The sequence below is a fragment of the Bradyrhizobium sp. IC3195 genome (assembly GCF_020193585.1).
Taxonomy (GTDB): Bacteria; Pseudomonadota; Alphaproteobacteria; order Rhizobiales; family Xanthobacteraceae; genus Bradyrhizobium; species Bradyrhizobium yuanmingense.
This window is the reverse complement of record NZ_JADYVG010000031.1, coordinates 26,997-44,841: the sequence shown is the minus strand read 5'-3', so window position 1 is coordinate 44,841 and position 17,845 is coordinate 26,997. Positions and strand designations below refer to the sequence as shown.

Sequence of the window (17,845 nt, the reverse complement as noted above, 5' to 3'; positions counted from 1 at the left end):
GGCGTCAACTGCGGCTGGAGGGCTGGATGAGGTCCCAACGGTTGCCGCATAGGTCCTCGAAAACCGCGACGACGCCATAGGCCTCGTGCCGCGGCGGCCGGACGAAACGCACGCCGGCGGCAACCATGCGCGCATGATCGCGCTCGAAATCATCCGTTTCCAGGAAGAGGAAGACGCGCCCGCCGGTCTGGTCGCCGATGCGCGCCGTCTGCGCCGGCCCGTCTGCTCGCGCCAGGAGCAGGCCAGAACCAGGATTGCCCCGCGGCCGCACCACCACCCAGCGCTTGCCGCCGCCGAGCGGCGTGTCCTCGCAAAGCTCGAAATCCAGAGCGCGCGTGAAGAAGGCGATCGCTTCATCATAGTCGGCGACCACGAGACTGACGAGTGACAGACGCTGATTCATCGCGCGACCCGGCGAATGGCGGCAAGCTCGCTGTGGAGGAGACAGGATAGCATAACACTGTCCAGCTCGCGTGATCCTGCCGCCGGTCCCAAGAGCTAGCACGGACACACGAAGATCGTCGAGCAATTGTTCGCTCGGCCAGAGCCCGCACGTTCATCTGCCGACGCTGACCCACTCCTGGACCTTCTTCCGCCATTCCTCATCGAATCGTAAGGTGAGTTGGTTGGCAGCGTCCGGTGAGAGAAGTTGGTCAACCGCGGACATTTGTATCTCGCCAACGTCAGGTACGTCGATGTATCCGAGGCTGGCCAACCGCTGGCCAAAAGGCGGATGTGTCGAATCGGGATCGTGCTGGCGGCTCAGACTGGCGACGGCGGCGGTCATGAATCCGGGCGCTCTTATAGCTGAAATCTGATCTAAGATTCGCGCGAATGGCGGCGATGGCGCCTTGATTGCGCCGAGCACCTCCTTCTGCAGGGGAGCGAAGACGAGATCGGCCAGACGTGCTCCACAAACCTCCATCATCACCAGCGCGCGTGCCATCTCCTCGCGTCCAACATGCTCGGCCGCTTCCAGATCGGCGGCAAGCTCGTTCTCCCGTGACAATGCCTTGTATTCCTTCTCCAGCCTTTCGAGCAGGGAATGGAGTAGGATGCGAGCAATGTATCCGGTAATCGTGTGCTCCGGATCGGCGTAGAAGAAAACGTTCTCCGCGGCCGCCATGAAATCGGCGAGGTTGGTGCCTCCCGAAGTGTGCCGAAGCCGGGCGTGCGCCACTTCATGAGCGATAACGGCACGAACCGATCGCTGGTCCAGGATCATCAACAATGGCAGACCAATGGTCATCGTGACATGCTGTCCGAACACGCCCGCATACCGGCTTTCTTCCGAGATCGAAGCGTTGAAATCGGTGTCGACCAGCAGAGTGCGGTTCGATCTGACAAAACTGCGATCGAGCTCCCTCCATGCGGCCCAAAGCCCCGGGGCGGTCTGTTCGTCGGCTTCGAAACCGCCATGCTTGCGCGAAGGCAGGAACAGGAGCCCAATTGCGAGTGCTATGGTGGCCATGGAGCTTGTGAACACAATCGGTGCCGTGGCCAGCGCCGCAATCGTGTAGCGGTCCATGATCATCAGCCAGATGGCGAGAATCGTGCATGCCAGCGCGACGACGGGAAGCACCGCATAGCGACCAAGGCGCAAGACGATTTGCAGAATAAGGCGTTTCATCCGCGTTTCGGCCGCGGAGAGCCTCAGATCACGCCTTGCCACATGAGCTGTTGCTCTGATGCAAGCTGGCGACGTCGGCACGACCCTGGCTTTCCGTGACCTGAACCAACGTGATCGCACCGGGCGTGATGATTCCCACCTGTGGCTGGGCGGAGAGGTAGGTGGTGCTGCCGGCGCGCAGATCGAGGCTCACTTTCTCGCTTCCCTGCCCGAACAGGTTGGTACTCAGTGGAAGATTGTTGACCGCAACCTCGTGGCGGCCCGGAGGCAGCTCGCAGGCGACGAACCCTGCAGCCTGGCTGCCTCCAACGACGTTTCCATCGACCGCATAATTTGGCTGGATCGCAAAACCGAGGGCGGACGAGCGATAGATGACAAGCCGCGCAGTGTTGGCCTTGACGTTCTCTGTCAGCGCCGAGCTGCCCATCGGCCCTGACGCACACCCCGCTAGCAAGAATGCTGCAACGAAAATTCCTGGACGCAAGCCCATTCAACCCCCGATCAGTCCAACAATGCCCCGGGGGATCATTGGCGTCGGTGGTGCATGAAGTCAATCACGACTTGCGGTCGTGTCACGCCTTTCAGGTCACCGCCACCCCAGCGCCGGCGCGACATGCATCAGGATCGCCTCGATCGCATGCGCGCAATAATCCACGCCGAGCTGGTTCGGGATCGTCAGCAGCAGCGTATCGGCTTCGGTGATCGCCTCGTCCTGGCGCAGCTGTTCGATCAGCACGTCGGGCTCGGCCGCATAACTCCGCCCGAAGATCGCGCGCGTGCGCGGGTCGATGAAGCCGATCTGGTCTTCGCTGCCGCGCTCGCCGCCGAAATAGGCGCGGTCGCGCTCGTCCATTAGCGCGAAGATGCTGCGGCTGACGGAGACGCGGGGCTCGCGGCTGTGGCCGGCTTCCTTCCACGCCGCGCGATAGGCGCGAATTTGTGCCGCCTGCTGCACGTGAAAGGCCTCGCCGGTCTCGTCGTTCTTCAGCGTCGAGCTCTGCAGGTTCATGCCGAGCTGCGCCGCCCACACCGCGGTGGCGTTCGAGCCGGCGCCCCACCAGATCCGCTCGCGCAGGCCCGGCGCATGCGGCTCCAGGCGCAACAGCCCGGGAGGATTGGGAAACATCGGCTGCGGGTTGGGCTCGGCAAAACCTTCGCCGCGCAGGAGATCGAGGAAGACCTCCGTATGGCGCCGCCCCATGTCGGCATCGCTCTGGCCCTCGGTCGGCCGATAGCCGAAATAACGCCAGCCGTCGATCACCTGCTCTGGCGAGCCGCGGCTGATGCCGAGCTGCAGCCGTCCGCCGGCGATGAGATCGGCGCTGCCGGCGTCCTCCACCATGTAGAGCGGGTTCTCGTAGCGCATGTCGATCACGGCCGTGCCGATCTCGATTCGGCTGGTCTTGGCGCCGACGGCCGCGAGCAGCGGAAACGGCGAGGCCAGCTGCCGCGCGAAATGATGCACGCGGAAATAGGCGCCGTCGGCCCCGAGCTGTTCGGCCGCGACCGCCAGCTCGATCGATTGCAGCAGCGTATCCGCCGCCGAGCGCGTCCGGGATTGCGGCGAGGGCGTCCAGTGCCCGAAGGAGAGAAATCCGATCTTTTTCATGCGGGCAACATATGGCTGATCGGAAGAGTTTGCGAGACGTTCCTGGAGGCGGCCTCAGATTTCGCAGCCGGTCAAGTTCAAAGCCTTGAGCAGGCCGCCGAACGCCTTGAGGCGACACTGCTCGGTCTCGTTGGCGGCCTTTGCGCGCTGAACAGTGGCGGCTCGTTTGACGCCAAATGCCTTTGGCTTCGGCTTGGGAGGTTCAGCGGTCGCGATCCGTTTCGGTTTGCTGCGCGGACGGACGATCGGCGTCGGCGCGAATGAACGGACATGCACGTCCTGCGGAGCAACCGGGTTATCCACCGAAGCGGTCTGTGTCGGCATCGCGCGGCTCTCAGCGGCAACCTCGAGGCGATCGGCCTTCGCCAGCGCATCGTGCGAAGCGGGGATGCTTGCGTTCTGCTCGGCAGGCGGCTGGACCGTGGCGGCGATGCGACGCGGTGGAGCGCTCAGCTCCATGGCCGACAGCATTCCCACACTCAACAGGATGAGGAGGCCCAACAACGCCATTCTCAGCATAACGCGCCTCTGACCCAGGTTAGCGCCGCTGAAAATTCTGCGCGTCAATGAGGCAACTTTGCCGGCGGCCGCCGCCTAACGGCAATCATTTGTCGATAGGGTTAATTCGGTGCCGCATCTTGCCAACGCAGACCGGCTTTGGTCGCGCAAGATGGTCTGTTCGGCCGTGGCTATCGACGTGAAGTGACGACTTGAATTGCTCTTTGTCCTCGGGGCAGAGCCAGGAGGAAGGACCGAACTACTGCACCTCGGCGATCTTCGGTCCGGGTGACGGCACCTGTGCGCTCGTTGCCGACGGCCGGTTCGATGGCGACGCCGGGTCCGGAGATCGGGATGCGGCATCGGGCGGCGTACCCTGGGACGGTCGACGGGCCGCATTCGTCGGAAGCACGATCACCTTCGCGCCGACTTTCACCCGCTCATAGAGGTCGACGACGTCCTCGTTGGTCAGGCGGATGCAGCCGGACGACACCCGCTTGCCGATCGTCTCGGGCTTGTTGGTGCCGTGAATTCGATATTCGGTCTCGCCGAGATACATCGCGCGGGCGCCGAGCGGATTGCCGGGCCCGCCCGCCATGAACCGCGGCAGATAGGGCTGACGCGAGACCATCTCCGCAGGCGGGCGCCAATCCGGCCATTCTGCCTTGCGCGCCACGGTCTGCTCACCGGACCACGCAAAACCTTCGCGGCCCACACCGATGCCGTAGCGCATCGCCTGCGTGTCGCTCAGGACGAGATAGAGGAACGTGTTGTTGGTATCGATGATCACGGTGCCCGGCGTCTGGCGGCTGGCATAGTCGACCACCTGCCGGACCAAGGCTCCGGGAATTTCGGCGTCGGCTTTGGGCGGTTCGACCAGCGGCGCCGGAGTAGGAACCGGGGGCGGCGCGGGCGCTGCTGCGTGAACCTGCGGTGCCACGTAGACCGGCGTTGACGATGCCATGGCCTGGGGCGCGGACGGCTTCCGCACCGGTTGCACGTTTCCCGGGCGAGCCAGCAGGCCATACCCCAATGCTGCGATGGCCACGGCGCCAATTCCGACTCTCGCTGCCATCGGCAGTGCGATCGTCTCGACCTTCCGGCGTTTGGCCCGCTTGCTCATGTCTTCTCCCAGGTCGCCACGCCCAGGAGGAGTACCCAGCAAGATTTAAGAAACTTCGAAGCGATTTCGCTGGGACCGGAACCGTCGACCATGGTTAACGCCGGCTGAGCCCGCGGCGGCCGCGCGGGAGACCGTCGAGCGAAGCGGCGTCATTCGTCCTCTTGCTTTGGCAGCTTCTGCTTGGTCAGCTACACAAACCAATCATGCACTGGATGATGCTCAACGCCCCTCGCGTGATCAACGGCGCTTTGCTCCGCGTGCGAATGGCCAATCAGGTCTGCATCTGGGATCAGCGACAGTTCGGGATGTCCGGCGCGGTGCGGGCCGTGTTCTGCCGTGTCGGTGCCATAGCCACTCTCGCGATGATCCGAACCCTTGGCCGATGGCATATCGTTCCTGAAATGAAAGGAATCTCCGGCCCCGGGCGCGGCAGCCGCTTGTGCTGCACCGGCGCCGTGGTTCGCCGGGTTGTGGCCGTCAGCCTTTTGGCCCGGCTCTGCATGCGGATTTTGAGAAGCGTTTGGATGCGCCTGGTGCAAGTCACGCTGCGATTGGCCGGAATTGGCATGGCTTGCGGGTCCGTCATCGTCGGCAAGCTGCTTGGCAGCTGCGGAACCGGGTTCCGAAGCGTGATCCGATTGTCCATGATGGGAGTCGTGCCCGGTCGAGCCCTGCTTGTCCTGATGCTTTCCGGCCGCTGCACCGTTTTCCGAACCATGCAAATCACGCTGCGATTGTCCACGAGCGGAATCGCCCTCCGGCGGGCCGAGCTCGGCATGCTTGTTGCCGGCTGCTGCATCCTTCTCCGAAGCGTGCGATTTTCCCTGGCTTGATGCGTGGTCGGGTGGCCCGTGCTCGGTCTCCGGCTTGCCGGCTGCTGCGCCGTCTTCCGAAGCGTGCAAATCGCGCTGCGCTTGTCCATGATCGCGTGCGTCGATCGCCGCTGCCTGTGTCGTGGCGCGTTCGGCATTCCTCGCGCCCGTTGCGGCCGCCTGTTCCAAGCCGCCATGATCACTCAGAGCGTCGATGGCGCCGGATCCGATATGAGGGTTGCCGTTGTCGCCGAAGCCGTCCTCGCGCGCGGCCGCATCGATGATCTGAACCTCGTCGGCTCTGGCCATGGCGTCGCCTCGAGCAGCTTCAAATGGTTCATGGTGTGTGTCGGGATCGAGCCAGGGCAGCTTGTCGAAGCCGTCGAGATCGGGCCTGCCGGGACTATCGAGGGCGACCAACTCGCGGGGGGCGTTCGCGTCAGCCCACGCAAAGACATCGCTCGGTCTGTCCCAAGCAGTGAACGCCTGGGCGTGACTGCTCAGGAGCGAGACTCCGACTGCCGTCATCATGAACGTGCCGGCGCTGCTCAAGCCCGGCCTTGCAGGATTGAGTGGCGGCACTGTGATCGTGCTGCCAGCAATATCGGCTCGGGCTTCGATGAGCTTGGCGGCTCGCGTCGGCATGTCGGCCGGGGAGTTCTCGATACGGACGGCTCTGGCCATTTTGCCCGGAGCAGGGGCCGTTTTTGCGGAGGTGATCTTGATCGTCACGACCGCGCCGGTGCCATCTGCGGTCATGACCGTGACGTTATCGGCACCCGCATGATCGGCCGCGGCCGCGTTCGCGGATTGAAGGTCGTCGAGCACGGCCCAGATCAGAGCTGCAAGCGCGCCGACCCCGCCGTAAAGCCGCGACAGGGCGAACCTTGCGAGCTCCGTTCGGTTTTTGATGCCAAGCTGCGCAGATATCTGTTCGATTCGCGCCTCAACTCTGGCTGGGGCGACCTTGATCTGGCGCGCAATCTCCTTGTTCGACATGCCGCTGGCGGCCAGGCGGATAATCTTGTGCTCCTGGTCCGTCAGTGCTGCCAGGCTATTTTCGCCAAAGGCGCGACTGCCGGTCTTGCGGTCCGCAGCCGGCGCCACCAGCCGCAGCGACTGCAACAGGTTTTCGGGCTCCTCGCGCATCGGTATGGCGGTGCAGGCACCCGCTGCGACGGCCGCAGCGAGATCGCCGCGTGCGATCGATGCGGTGTAGAAGACCAGCCGTGTGCGAAGGCTTTCGGCGTTGACGGCGGCCAGCATGGCTGCGGCCGTCAGATCGGGAAATCCATCCTCGACAAGCGCGACGTCCGGCGCCAACGTCCGGACGGCTTCGAGACAATCGGCTCCATTGATGCAGGACGCAACGATCTCGAAGTCACGTTCGGTCGCAAATAGCGTGGCAAAACCCTGCAAGACGATCGGACGGCGATCTGCGATCACGAGTCGGATACGACGCATCTGGTTTGGCTCGCCCGGCTTTCCCGTCTTGATTGGCCCAGCAAAGGCGGCCCGGCTTCAGCCGCGTCACCTTCGAGAGCAGCGCGGCAACGCGTGACACCCTCGTTGGTTCCACGAACTCGCCGCCAGGCCCCTGACGGAAGCGATGGGCCAACAACGGACGTGGTCGCCACCTGTATTCATAAGCCTCGCGAAACCAGGGCGTCAGGAGTTACTTTCCCCTGTCAAAGATGGAATGAGCGTCGATATTGGGATGGGCTCTGGCCGGTCATTGACCGGAAGACGCGGGCAAAATGCGCGGGACTGAGAAAACCGACGCGTAGCGCCATCTGCGCCACCGAAAGCTTGCTGCTCGCCAGCAGTTGTTTTGCCATCGCGACACGCCGCGCATGGACGAATGCCAGCGGCGTCTGCCCGGTCGCTGCCCTGAATGCGCGATGGAAATGGCCTTCCGAGAGCTGCGCAAGATCAGCGAGATCGGCAATCCGAATTGTCGCGCTCAAATGCGCGTCGATGAATTCAGTGACGCGCCGTAACCTCCACGCCGGCAGCTTGATCGATGTATCCTTCACTCTTGCACCACCGTATCGGCGTGCAAGGTATACAACGAGAGCAAGGCTCATCGTGTCGCAATAGATCGCGTCGAGACCTCCCTCCAGCGCGTCAACTCGTTCGAACTCCGCGAGCATGTTCCAGACAAAGCTGTCTTCCGAACCCGAGAGGGGGCCCAGTCCTTCGATCGATGCACCGGCGATTGCTGAAATCTTGGCGGGGTCGAGGGCGATCGCTGCCCATCGCCAACCCACATTGTGAAGCCGAAGTCGTCGTTCGCAGCCAGCCGGGAGAAATGAAACGGTCGACGGCAGATCGGGCCCGTCATAGCGATGCCCGCCATCGGCCGAGATTTCATGTCGCTCGGCGCCGCCGGACAGGGTCGCCATGATGAGGTGATTTGGCGACAGGATGCGTCCTTCGACGATGGGGGTCATCGGCCGGTACGCCGTTTCGAATGCGCCGTTCGCCCATTGGGTGCGCCGCCAGCCATCCGGCCGGGAGCTCAACCGATCGATTGTCGACGCATTCTCAAAGACACGGTGCATCGCGACTTCCTGCGCAGCGACGTCGCCTGAATACACATTCAAGCTTGGAACCGCAATTCCTTGCAGGCCGGAAAGGGAGCATCGTCGCGTCAGGATCCGAGTGATTTGATCAGAATCCCGCGCGACGAAGCGAGAGGTCGATCCTTTCTATTGGCAGGCGACAAGTGCCGCAGGCGAAATCACGGAGATTTGCAATGGACAAGACACCACAGGATTGGCCGACGGCGACCGATCGCCGCCAGTTTCTCGGCGCAGCCACCGCGATGGGCGCCATCGCGGCGACAGCTGTTCACGCAACTGCAGTCGGCGTTTCGAGCGCCAGTGCGCAAGCGCCAACCGGCACAGCATCGCGTGCGGCTGCGGCGGGGCCGGTACTCACCCGAACGATCGGCCGCACCAACGAAAGTCTGCCCGCGCTCGGACTGGGAACGTTTCTGACTTTTGACCTGCTGCCGGGCAGCAATCGTGACGCGCTGCGAGAGGTCACCAGGAAATATATAGATGCCGGCGTCCGGGTGATCGATACATCGCCGCTCTACGGTACCGGCGAGGTCAGCGTCGGTGGATTTCTCAGCGCCATGGGCGTGACGGACCAGATGTTCATCAGCAACAAGATCTGGTCGACCGGCGACTACCTGGCCGACGAAAGCCACGCCTTGGCCAGCATGGAGCAGTCGAGGCTTCGGCTGTGGCGCGACAAGATCGACGTGCTCCACTGCCACAGCCTGGTCAATGTCGACGCGATCGTGCCACTGCTGCGCGTATGGAAGAGAGAGGGCAGGATTCGCTATGTCGGCGCCTCGGTCCACGAGAATGACTATCACAACATTCTCGCAGGCTTGATCGACAAGGATCTGGTGGACATCATCCAGGTCAACTATTCGATCTTCAATCGTCACGCCGAGGAGCGCGTCCTTCGCGCGGCGAGCGACAAGGGCGTCGGCGTGCTCACAAATATGCCGCTCGAAAAAGGCCGCTTGCACAAGATCGTCGAGGGCCGGCCGCTGCCCGATTTTGCCCGCGATATCGCTGCGGAGAACTGGTCGCAGTTCTTCATCAAATGGGTCATGGGCCATCCGGCGGTGACGACCGTTCTTGCCGCGACATCGAACCCGGATCACGCGGCCGAGAATGTCGGCGCGTTGCGCGGTCCTCAGCCGGATCAATCCATGCGGCAGCGGATGGCACGGCATATGGAAAGCATTCCCGGTTTCGCCAATCTCGCGTCGATGCAATGGTATCCTGACAAGCAGAGCATGTACCAGGGCGTCATCCGCCGTTCGCAGGCGGCATTGCGTCAGCGCATGAGTTGATCGATGAATGGCAGGCGCGCAGGGTCGACGCCTGCCCTTCTCACCTGGAAGCAATACAGGAGAAGTTCATACATGAAATGGCACTTGATTGCTTTGCGATGTGGCTTGATGGCCGTTACCGGCGTTGCATTCGCCGATCCTGCCCAACGCGAGAATCTGGGCAAGTTTGCCATCGACCGGACCGAGGTCACGATCGGCCAGTTTCGCAATTTCGCTGCTGGCAAAGCTCTGAAGACCGCGGCCGAACAGGAAGGAGGCGGACACGAATTCGCGGACGGCTGGATCCGTCGCAGCGGCTGGACATGGGCGACTCCGTTCGGAGAACCAGGCGGCGAAGATGAGCCGGCGGTGCATGTGTCGTGGAACGAAGCTCGTGACTACTGCTTAGCCGTGGGCGGACGCTTGCCGACCCTGGAAGAATGGGAAAGAGCCGCCTATACCGAAACGCGTGCGAATCCTACCGACGATTTCGTAAGTGGACGCACCTATCCTTATCCTGTCGGCGACAGACCTGACGGCATGAACACATCCGATAGAGATCGCTGGCCGCGGCATGCGTCGGTAGGTACCACCAAGCGGGGTGTCAACGGTCTGTACGACATGGGTGGCAATGTCTGGGAATGGCTCGCGGATCGGCGGGGCGATGAGGCACTGACGGCCGGCGGGTCGTGGTGGTACGGTGCGGACAAGACAAAAGCGTCAGCCGTACAGTGGAAATCGGCCGACTTTCACGCGGTCTATATCGGGTTTCGTTGCGTTTACACGGCTCAATAGCCCGTTCAGGTGAGGGCCCAACACACCCTGGGTAAAGGCCGACGGCCGGCGAGTTGCGCTAAAGACAAGCAAGCATGCGCGGCGCTGCCGACGACCGACTTATTGGTTTGCCGCCGCCGCAGCAGTCGCCACATATTTCGTGTAGAATTCGGCGACCCGGCCGCGCCACATGCCGACGAACGCTTCTGACGTCACGTTGTCGACCGATTTCCAGGTGCGCTTGAAGGCCGGAAGTGCATTGCCCCAAATCGCGCGTTTGCACCACCGCTCACCCTTCTCCTTGCCTTCGCTGGTGGCGCACATCGATTTCCACGCGGCGCGAGCGGGCCGGCTGATGTGCTCGGCGGCGCCTTCCCAGCCCTGCTGATGAATCAGGTAGAGATCGCTCATGTCCGGCTTACGGTGGGTGATCCACTCGAACAGGACGCCCTCGGTAATGATCTTGTAGGCGGCGGCGACGGCGTTATCCCGCGGACTGCGAATTTGCCCGAAGCCGAACTTTCCGAACTCATAATAGCTCAGCTGAAACAGCCCGATATAGGACCCGGTGCGTTGATTGGGGTTGAAACCGGATTCGATCTTGGCAACCGCCATCATGAAATTGAAATCGAGACCAAACGCGTCGGCAGCGCGCTTGATTTCTTCGGTCGGCGTTCCCAGCGGAATGTCCCTGAACGCACGCAAGACGATCTCCGCCGGTTTCTCGGCGGGCGGCAGTTCGGACCAGACGTAGTAGGCCAGATGACGGAAATCCCGCGTCGACGCCGCTTTCGGAGCACCGTTGGACGCATCGCGTTCCGGCGGCAGCGATTGGACGACATCCTGTCCCAACGAGGCCAACTTTGGCGCGACGGGTTCATCGACAATCTCGGCTTCCGTGCGCAGCGGCCCGGAAGCTGTTGACGTCACCGCGCCCGGCTCTGCTCGTTCCGCCCGAAGCGCCGCCGCAAGTCTGGCGGCTGCGTCTGCGTACGCCGCAGGCGTCACTATGTTCACAGGGGCCGCTGTGCTTGCTGCAGCCGGTATGCTCGCTGCCGCTTCCGACATGAGATCCGGCAACGTCGGGGCCGGTCTGTTAGCGGCGGCCAGAAAGAGTCCCACGGATGCGAGAACAGCCACGATGCAGCTGGTCTGCCAGGCCTTCATTGCCCGAAGTCACCGGATGGCTTCTGTACGAAGGCTGTTGGCATGGTCCTGCGGCCCGTGGGTGAGCACTCTTCGTACAATCTTAAGGTTTAAATGTGGTGAACGAGAGCAGGCATTCTGCTTCGCAACCCGATATGTCCCTCTTGGGCCACAAGCGGCTCCTGGCGGAGGACGCTCGTGGGTCGGCCATGGGCGCATATGCTGCCAATGGGATCCGATCTCAGCGGCTTCCGCGCTACACCCCGCAACCGATGCGCCGACAGCCACCGGAACCGTCGGCTACGGGCCAGAAGCGGAAATGATGCGCCAGTGGTTTTAGCGAGCAGCCTATGCGTCGCAGCGAGCTCGGCTACTCAGCGCCGCTCGTTCCGGAAGATGGATCTGAACAACTCAACTGAAGGCCGCACCAGCTGCCATCCTCGCAATCCAAGAATCTTCTTGCAGGCAAGAAACCACCAACGACGTGAATGTTGAACGCTTGGGTCAATACTCAACGCAAGTTCGGCAAGGCGTGCTGAGGTGTCTATCGCTCCTTCGTTGAAGGCAATGCTTGCGCGGACGATCGCGTCAAGTGCCAATTGGCGGGTCAACCAGTTCCTGAGATCGTTTGTCAGCATCGCGGCGCCGCCATTCAGGAAATGTTCGATAGCCGCCTTGCGTTGGAGCAGGTTTAGCTCCGGTGAAGGCTCACTCGACATGTTGACTGAGTGGTATCGATACACGGCCTGGTCCGCACCAATGAATCCGACGTCGCCATGTGCGGCGAGCCGCATCCACATTTCCATGTCGGAGGCGTAGGGCAAGTCTGCTAGATACCCGCCCAGTTTTTTCTGCAGGCTCGTGCGAACCACGGCGGTCGGTGACACCACAATACATTGTGCACGACTAAGAGTGATGAACCTCGAGTCCGGACAAGATGCGCGTTCGGAGATCCACTTCCGTTCCATAATAGCTTCTGTAGAATGGATGATCCCCGCGCTGGTCTAGAACAACCGCGCCTCCGAAGGTGAAAGCGACAGAAGGGTGATTGTCCATCAGATCGACCGATCTCGACAGGGCACCGGGCAGCAGGTAGTCGTCCGCAGACAGCAGAAGCATATAGTCGGCGCTCGCCCAGGCAATGCCCTCGTTGGCGGTCGCGATGAGACCTTGATTCCAGATGTGCCTGCGGTAATCGACGCGGGGATCGGAGCACCGTAACTCTTGCGCAACTTCCGCGGTATTGTCAGGTGACGCATCATCGATGATGAGCACGCGCAACTCGGGACCGGATTGCGTCAAAACGCTCTCGACGCACTCTCGCAGGAAGTGCCCATACCTGAAGCAGGGAACAACGACGTCTACGGAGCTCATTTTTTGTCGGATTCCACCGACGATCGAGCGTCGATCCATCTGTTCAAGAAAATACTATTGAAAGCGTTCCGGGCCGGCTGGCACCGGCCAGCTCATCCGCTCCAATGCTGCCGATGGCACATCCCCTCCTTGGCAACACGGAGGCCGCAATGGGTCATTCGCGGCGATCCGGCCCGGCTTAGGTGAGGCCCGGTCTACCCTTGACAGCCGACATATCCTCGGTCGTGGGATGCCGCAGCGATGGGCCAAAGGCTGACATGCAGAGGTTTCGACGATCTAAAGGTTCGTTGCGCATGTATGACCCGATGCTTTTTCGAAGACTTCAGGCTCGGCTTGCCTCAAGAACTGAGATCGCCCGGGCGGTCGAAATGACCCGCTCAAGCCGCAGACCTGCGGCGGCAAGCAAAGCGGCAAATTCGCTCTCGGTTCGCTCGACGCCCCCCGTAACGACAAGCATGTTCGCATCGATTAGCTTGATCGTATTTCGTTCGTTTCCCGGGGGAATAATAGTCTCCGCAATTAACACTCGTCCGTGGGGTTTCATTACCTCTCGGCAATTGCGCAGGATGCGTACCGCTTGCTCGTCATTCCAATCGTGAATGGCCTTTTTCATGATATAGACGTCCGCACCGGCTGGAACGGCGTTGAAGAAATTGCCGGCCACGAACGAGGTCTGTGGCGGGAAACTTGCCGCATCAGCCCGCGCTGCCTCAACCCCCGCCGGTAGGTCAAACAATATGCCGGAAAGGTGAGGGTGTCTCTTTAGGATCTCCGAAAGCAGCTGTCCATGGCCGCCGCCGACATCGACAATCTGAGAAAACGCACCAAAATCACACGCCTCTGCTACAGCTTCATTGGCGCCTTGGCTAAGCGCGATCATCGCCTGCTGGAATAGCGAAGCCGCGTCCGGATGGTCCGCCAGCCAATCGAACCTGGGCTTTCCAAATACGGTTTCGAACGTCGGCAAACCCGTTTGCACTGAATGAGTGAGCTGAGCGAAGGCGAGATAGGGCTCCCTGTTCATCATTCGGATCAGGTCGCGGGGACTTGAGGGCGCGTCGGAAAGCAAGGCTGCGCCCAATTCGGTGAGTTGGAAACGGCGGGCCGAGGTTTCGCTAAAGACCCCCTCGGCGGCGAGAAGCCGCATAATCCTATAGAGCGCATCGCAGTGACAATGCGTTTCCTCCGCCAGATCGTCGACGCTCCGCTCTCCGGCGACCAAGCGATCCGCAACGTTGAGATCTGTCGCAACGCGCAAGGCTTGGGAGACCATGAAGCCAAGGCCCAGGTGAATGAGTTGTTGAGAAGGACTATACATAGCTTTCCTTTCAAACAGCCGCCGCCTCACGGCGCCCGTGGTCTCAATATCACGACCTGAAGTGCCGGTAAGGGATGATAATTTAGCCGAGGGTGCAGTGTTTGTCGTTCGATGTAGACATCCCGCTCAGGTCGATGTCCGGTTCGGGTCAATAATCGACTCGGGTAATCCTCTATCGGGCAGAGATCGCCCAGGCTGGATCGTCGTCCTGAGTGCGCGGCGGCTTCTTTTTCGCTACGGGCAATGGGCGCCTGATATGTCCAAATCTGGCGTTAGGATCAGTAAATGTCCCCGGAATCGGCTTCTGGTCGCATTCGCCCAATTTGAACCTGATGCAATTCAGTTGCTGACGAAAAGCGCAGGTGCATGTGCATGGTCCGAACTTCTTCTTACCTTTCGGCATCTGGTCTCGCGCTGCGGATGTGTGACTTATGTGGTTGCGTAAGGTGGTTATCCACCTCTCGACCGAGAGCGCTTTGGGTCAAAGCCTAACGAAGTCGATCGCCGTTGCGGACGTTCGGTCCGCCTTTGGCAGGCATTTCCAAGCGGACTGGAGGCGATGATCACAAAGAGTCGGCTTCGGGTCAAAAGCTGACGCTAGGCAGGCAGCGCGGCAAGGTCAGCTTTGGACCAGAAGCAGACAAGGTCACGACCATCTATTTGCCGCATCCACGACCGTTTCTGGCCAGCTTGATCACGAAACGAATACCTTCAACGTCGAGTGACGGAGCGGACGCGAGCATCATTCTGTCGACGTCGCGCCGTGCGGGCAGCCAGTCTTCCCCACCCGATCAGCGCACAAAACACGATGGCGGCAGCCATCGTGGTGTGACCACTGAACATCACGAGGCCCACGCTCCAGCTCTTTGCGGCCACGAGGATGCCGAGCGCCAGCAGCAGCACCCCTGCACCGGCAGCCCGAAGTCCATAGGTCGTCACCCGCGGCAGCGCCTTGCCGAAAATATCGCGCTGCTGGCGGTGCGTGGCGAAAGCCAGCGCAGCAAAGCCCGCCAGACACAGCCCAAGGGCAAGCAGATGGATCATTCTGCCGCACCGCTTGAAGCAATGGCGACCGGCACCTGCGGCATGCGCTTCGATTGCACAATGGATCGGTTCCGGGCGGTGCGAACAGCCAGGACAACGTGGAGCAGTGCGAGTGCCCAGCACGTCACGTCGATGCCGGCGAACACCCAGTCGCCTTGCGCCAGGCTGTGCCACAGCGGCCGCTGCGTCGTCAGCGCGTTGAGGACGGGCAACAGGGCGCTCGTGGCGAACCTGCAAGCCAAGCCGGAGAAATTCGGGCGCGGCGCGGTGAGCTCAAGCTATCGATACGGAGCAGCAGGACGGGTTCGTCTCATCCACGTTCCGCGATCGTGGCATCATACGCCTGTTTTGCCCGACGATCAAGCGAATTTCGTAAAAACGGAAATTGACCGTTTCCCCGGGCCGATCATGCCTCGATTTGCGGTCGATGTTCGCGCCGATCTCATCGCGCTCGTAAGCCGTTGATCTTGCTGCCCCCGGCTACTGTGCATGGGGTTGTTTTCGAGCTTTCGTCTTGCCGACGCGAAGACGCCACACCAAACCGTGCCAGATCCGGCTCGCCCGCTACTTCATCACCCGCAGGCCCTTGGTCGTGAACCGCTGCGTCTTGCCGCCGGGCCGCATTGGCCGCCTGGTGCCGGCGGCCTTGCCGGTGCCGGGCGGCTGATGTGCTGGCACGAGCTGATGCGGCTGCGAGCCGATCAGGTCGCGGCGGCCCATCTCGATCAAGGCTTCGCGCAGCAGCGGCCAATTGTCGGGGTCGTGGTAGCGCAGGAATGCCTTGTGCAGGCGCCGCTGGCGCAGGCCCTTGATCGCCTCGACCTTGTCGCTGCCGCCGTGGCGCACGCCGCGCAAGGGGTTGACGCCGGTGTGATACATCGCAGTCGCGGTCGCCATCGGCGAGGGCAGGAAGGTCTGCACCTGGTCGGCGCGATAGCGGTTCTTCTTCAGCCACAGCGCGAGGTTCATCATGTCCTCGTCGGTCGTGCCCGGATGCGCCGCGATGAAGTAGGGGATCAGGTAATATTTCTTGCCGGCGCGCTCGGCCGCCTCGTCGAACATGCGCTTGAACTTGTTGTAGGCGCCGATGCCCGGCTTCATCATCTTGTCCAGCGGGCCGCGCTCGGTATGTTCGGGGGCGATCTTCAAATAACCGCCGACGTGATGGGTGACGAGCTCCTTGATGTATTCGGGGCTCTCGACGGCGAGGTCGTAGCGCACGCCGGAGGCGACCATCACTTTCTTAATGCCCTTGGTCTCGCGCACCTTGCGATAGAGCCGGATCAGATCGTCATGCGAGGTGTTGAGGTTCGGGCAGATCTCGGGGAAGACGCAGGAGGGACGGCGGCACGCCGCCTCGACCTTCGGATCCTTGCACGCCATCCGGTACATGTTCGCGGTGGGGCCGCCGATGTCGGAGATGACGCCGGTGAAGCCCGGCGTCTTGTCGCGGATGCGCTCGATCTCGCGCAGGATCGAGCCTTCCGAGCGGTTCTGGATGATGCGGCCCTCGTGCTCGGTGATCGAGCAGAAGGTGCAGCCGCCGAAACAGCCGCGCATGATCGTCACCGAGAACTTGATCATCTCCCAGGCGGGGATGCGGGCATCGCCATAGGACGGGTGCGGCGCGCGCGCGTAAGGCAGATCGTAGACCGCGTCCATCTCTTCCGTCGTGAGTGGGATCGGCGGCGGATTGAGCCAGAGGTCGCGGTCGCCATGGCGCTGCACCAGCGGCCGCGCATTGCCGGGATTGCTCTCCCGGTGCAGCACGCGCGAGGCGCGCGCATAGGCTTCCTTGTCCTGCTCGACCTGCTCCAGCGCCGGCAGGCGGATCACGGTTAAGCCCTTCTGGCGCGATGCGCCCTCGTCGGCGGACTCGAGATCGTCGGCGTGCAGCTCGGTGTAATCGTCCGGCACTTTTCGGAACAGCGCCACGCCCCTGATGTCGTCGAGCTCGCGCGGCGCTTCGCCGCCCGCGAGCCGGTGCGCCACTTCGACCACGGCACGCTCGGCGTTGCCGTAGAGCAGCAAGTCCGCCTTGGCGTCCGCCAGCACCGAGCGGCGCACCTTGTCGGACCAGTAATCGTAATGTGCGATCCGGCGCAGCGAGGCCTCGATGCCGCCGAGCACGATCGGGGTGTCCTTGAACGCCTCGCGGCAGCGCTGGGCGTAGACGATGGTGCAGCGGTCCGGCCGCTTGCCGCCTTCGCCGCCCGCCGTATAGGCGTCGTCGCTGCGGATGCGCCGGTCGGCGGTGTAGCGGTTCACCATGGAATCCATGTTGCCGCCGGTGACGCCGAAGAACACTCTTGGCTTGCCGAGCGCCTTGAACGGCTCGGCCGAATGCCAGTCCGGCTGCGCGATGATGCCGACCCGAAAGCCTTGCGCCTCCAGCAGCCGGCCGATGATCGCCATGCCGAAGCTCGGATGGTCGACATAGGCATCCCCGGTCACCAGCACGATGTCGCAGGCGTCCCAGCCGAGCGCGTTCATCTCGGCGCGGCTCATGGGGAGGAACGGCGCCGGCTTGCGCGGGCGCGCCTGGGCCATCAGCGGCTTTTCGGCGGCAATCATCTGGGTGTCCATGGCGCCTACGCATAGGGCTCCGAGGCCATGAATTCAACCGACGGGCGCGTGAAAGATCAGGTTCCGCGGGACATC

At 62.2% G+C, this 17,845-nt stretch carries 18 protein-coding genes; 3 read left to right on the top strand and 15 right to left on the bottom strand.

Going from position 1 to position 17,845, the window contains the following annotated elements:
• Nucleotides 1–4 precede the first annotated feature (4 nt).
• From I6F09_RS34550 to I6F09_RS34515, 8 genes are all read right to left on the bottom strand, one after another.
• The gene (locus I6F09_RS34550) at nucleotides 5–403 is read right to left on the bottom strand and encodes a VOC family protein (RefSeq protein WP_225126981.1); all 399 of its coding nucleotides are present in this window, start codon (nucleotides 401–403) and stop codon (nucleotides 5–7) included.
• A gap of 153 nt (nucleotides 404–556) precedes the next feature.
• Complete coding sequence (locus I6F09_RS34545; RefSeq protein ID WP_225190018.1) at nucleotides 557–1,630, bottom strand: M48 family metallopeptidase; 1,074 nt, start codon at nucleotides 1,628–1,630, stop codon at nucleotides 557–559.
• A 28-nt stretch (nucleotides 1,631–1,658) separates the two neighbouring features.
• A complete protein-coding gene (locus I6F09_RS34540) occupies nucleotides 1,659–2,057 on the bottom strand; it encodes a DUF2846 domain-containing protein (protein WP_225114314.1) in 399 nt (132 codons plus the stop codon).
• Between the two features lie 159 nt (nucleotides 2,058–2,216).
• Complete coding sequence (locus tag I6F09_RS34535; protein WP_225190017.1) at nucleotides 2,217–3,239, bottom strand: LLM class flavin-dependent oxidoreductase; 1,023 nt, start codon at nucleotides 3,237–3,239, stop codon at nucleotides 2,217–2,219.
• 54 nt (nucleotides 3,240–3,293) lie between these two features.
• Nucleotides 3,294–3,758 carry a hypothetical protein gene (locus I6F09_RS34530; RefSeq protein WP_109145435.1) on the bottom strand — a complete coding sequence of 155 codons (465 nt, stop codon included), beginning with the start codon at nucleotides 3,756–3,758 and terminating at the stop codon, nucleotides 3,294–3,296.
• Between the two features lie 238 nt (nucleotides 3,759–3,996).
• Nucleotides 3,997–4,860 carry a L,D-transpeptidase gene (locus I6F09_RS34525; protein WP_225126976.1) on the bottom strand — a complete coding sequence of 288 codons (864 nt, stop codon included), beginning with the start codon at nucleotides 4,858–4,860 and terminating at the stop codon, nucleotides 3,997–3,999.
• A gap of 188 nt (nucleotides 4,861–5,048) precedes the next feature.
• The gene (locus I6F09_RS34520) at nucleotides 5,049–7,136 is read right to left on the bottom strand and encodes a LuxR C-terminal-related transcriptional regulator (protein WP_225190016.1); all 2,088 of its coding nucleotides are present in this window, start codon (nucleotides 7,134–7,136) and stop codon (nucleotides 5,049–5,051) included.
• A 224-nt stretch (nucleotides 7,137–7,360) separates the two neighbouring features.
• On the bottom strand, nucleotides 7,361–8,272 hold the full coding sequence (locus I6F09_RS34515; protein ID WP_225190026.1) for an AraC family transcriptional regulator: 912 nt from the start codon (nucleotides 8,270–8,272) through the stop codon (nucleotides 7,361–7,363).
• 227 nt (nucleotides 8,273–8,499) lie between these two features.
• On the opposite strand from I6F09_RS34515, the gene I6F09_RS34510 reads away from it, so the two are divergent.
• Together I6F09_RS34510 and I6F09_RS34505 are read left to right on the top strand one after the other, a co-directional pair.
• Nucleotides 8,500–9,549: an aldo/keto reductase gene (locus tag I6F09_RS34510; RefSeq protein ID WP_225190015.1), complete on the top strand. Its 1,050-nt coding sequence runs from the start codon at nucleotides 8,500–8,502 to the stop codon at nucleotides 9,547–9,549.
• Nucleotides 9,550–9,621: 72 nt separating this feature from the next.
• A complete protein-coding gene (locus I6F09_RS34505) occupies nucleotides 9,622–10,323 on the top strand; it encodes a formylglycine-generating enzyme family protein (protein ID WP_225190014.1) in 702 nt (233 codons plus the stop codon).
• A gap of 99 nt (nucleotides 10,324–10,422) precedes the next feature.
• Here the strand turns inward: I6F09_RS34505 and I6F09_RS34500 are convergent, their stop codons facing one another.
• From I6F09_RS34500 to I6F09_RS34480, 6 genes are all read right to left on the bottom strand, one after another.
• Nucleotides 10,423–11,469, bottom strand: a complete 1,047-nt coding sequence (locus tag I6F09_RS34500) for a transglycosylase (protein ID WP_036014474.1) — start codon at nucleotides 11,467–11,469, stop codon at nucleotides 10,423–10,425.
• Between the two features lie 353 nt (nucleotides 11,470–11,822).
• Nucleotides 11,823–12,335: a hypothetical protein gene (locus I6F09_RS37795; RefSeq protein WP_346730139.1), complete on the bottom strand. Its 513-nt coding sequence runs from the start codon at nucleotides 12,333–12,335 to the stop codon at nucleotides 11,823–11,825.
• A gap of 19 nt (nucleotides 12,336–12,354) precedes the next feature.
• The gene (locus I6F09_RS37790) at nucleotides 12,355–12,822 is read right to left on the bottom strand and encodes a glycosyltransferase family 2 protein (protein WP_346730138.1); all 468 of its coding nucleotides are present in this window, start codon (nucleotides 12,820–12,822) and stop codon (nucleotides 12,355–12,357) included.
• Nucleotides 12,823–13,144: 322 nt separating this feature from the next.
• Nucleotides 13,145–14,140 carry an acetylserotonin O-methyltransferase gene (locus I6F09_RS34490; RefSeq protein ID WP_225190013.1) on the bottom strand — a complete coding sequence of 332 codons (996 nt, stop codon included), beginning with the start codon at nucleotides 14,138–14,140 and terminating at the stop codon, nucleotides 13,145–13,147.
• Between the two features lie 711 nt (nucleotides 14,141–14,851).
• The gene (locus I6F09_RS34485; RefSeq protein WP_051057169.1) at nucleotides 14,852–15,184 is read right to left on the bottom strand and encodes a DUF3325 family protein; all 333 of its coding nucleotides are present in this window, start codon (nucleotides 15,182–15,184) and stop codon (nucleotides 14,852–14,854) included.
• On the bottom strand, nucleotides 15,181–15,396 hold the full coding sequence (locus tag I6F09_RS34480; protein WP_225150889.1) for a hypothetical protein: 216 nt from the start codon (nucleotides 15,394–15,396) through the stop codon (nucleotides 15,181–15,183). The genes I6F09_RS34485 and I6F09_RS34480 overlap by 4 nt, the downstream gene beginning before the upstream one ends.
• A gap of 10 nt (nucleotides 15,397–15,406) precedes the next feature.
• Here I6F09_RS34480 and I6F09_RS34475 point away from each other — a divergent pair, with 10 nt between their 5' ends.
• The gene (locus I6F09_RS34475) at nucleotides 15,407–15,649 is read left to right on the top strand and encodes a hypothetical protein (protein WP_225190012.1); all 243 of its coding nucleotides are present in this window, start codon (nucleotides 15,407–15,409) and stop codon (nucleotides 15,647–15,649) included.
• A gap of 99 nt (nucleotides 15,650–15,748) precedes the next feature.
• Here I6F09_RS34475 and I6F09_RS34470 read toward each other — a convergent pair whose 3' ends face one another.
• Nucleotides 15,749–17,770 carry a YgiQ family radical SAM protein gene (locus I6F09_RS34470; protein ID WP_225190011.1) on the bottom strand — a complete coding sequence of 674 codons (2,022 nt, stop codon included), beginning with the start codon at nucleotides 17,768–17,770 and terminating at the stop codon, nucleotides 15,749–15,751.
• Between the last annotated feature and the right edge of the window lie 75 nt (nucleotides 17,771–17,845).

Bases quoted from the DNA above. Each gene is read 5' to 3' on its own strand.
- I6F09_RS34550 (WP_225126981.1), bottom strand. From the start codon at position 403: ATGAATCAGCGTCTGTCACTCGTCAGTCTCGTGGTCGCCGACTATGAT.
- I6F09_RS34545 (WP_225190018.1), bottom strand. From the start codon at position 1,630: ATGAAACGCCTTATTCTGCAAATCGTCTTGCGCCTTGGTCGCTATGCG.
- I6F09_RS34540 (WP_225114314.1), bottom strand. From the start codon at position 2,057: ATGGGCAGCTCGGCGCTGACAGAGAACGTCAAGGCCAACACTGCGCGG.
- I6F09_RS34535 (WP_225190017.1), bottom strand. From the start codon at position 3,239: ATGAAAAAGATCGGATTTCTCTCCTTCGGGCACTGGACGCCCTCGCCG.
- I6F09_RS34530 (WP_109145435.1), bottom strand. From the start codon at position 3,758: ATGCTGAGAATGGCGTTGTTGGGCCTCCTCATCCTGTTGAGTGTGGGA.
- I6F09_RS34525 (WP_225126976.1), bottom strand. From the start codon at position 4,860: ATGAGCAAGCGGGCCAAACGCCGGAAGGTCGAGACGATCGCACTGCCG.
- I6F09_RS34520 (WP_225190016.1), bottom strand. From the start codon at position 7,136: ATGCGTCGTATCCGACTCGTGATCGCAGATCGCCGTCCGATCGTCTTG.
- I6F09_RS34510 (WP_225190015.1), top strand. From the start codon at position 8,500: ATGGGCGCCATCGCGGCGACAGCTGTTCACGCAACTGCAGTCGGCGTT.
- I6F09_RS34505 (WP_225190014.1), top strand. From the start codon at position 9,622: ATGAAATGGCACTTGATTGCTTTGCGATGTGGCTTGATGGCCGTTACC.
- I6F09_RS34500 (WP_036014474.1), bottom strand. From the start codon at position 11,469: ATGAAGGCCTGGCAGACCAGCTGCATCGTGGCTGTTCTCGCATCCGTG.
- I6F09_RS37790 (WP_346730138.1), bottom strand. From the start codon at position 12,822: ATGAGCTCCGTAGACGTCGTTGTTCCCTGCTTCAGGTATGGGCACTTC.
- I6F09_RS34490 (WP_225190013.1), bottom strand. From the start codon at position 14,140: ATGTATAGTCCTTCTCAACAACTCATTCACCTGGGCCTTGGCTTCATG.
- I6F09_RS34485 (WP_051057169.1), bottom strand. From the start codon at position 15,184: ATGATCCATCTGCTTGCCCTTGGGCTGTGTCTGGCGGGCTTTGCTGCG.
- I6F09_RS34470 (WP_225190011.1), bottom strand. From the start codon at position 17,770: ATGGACACCCAGATGATTGCCGCCGAAAAGCCGCTGATGGCCCAGGCG.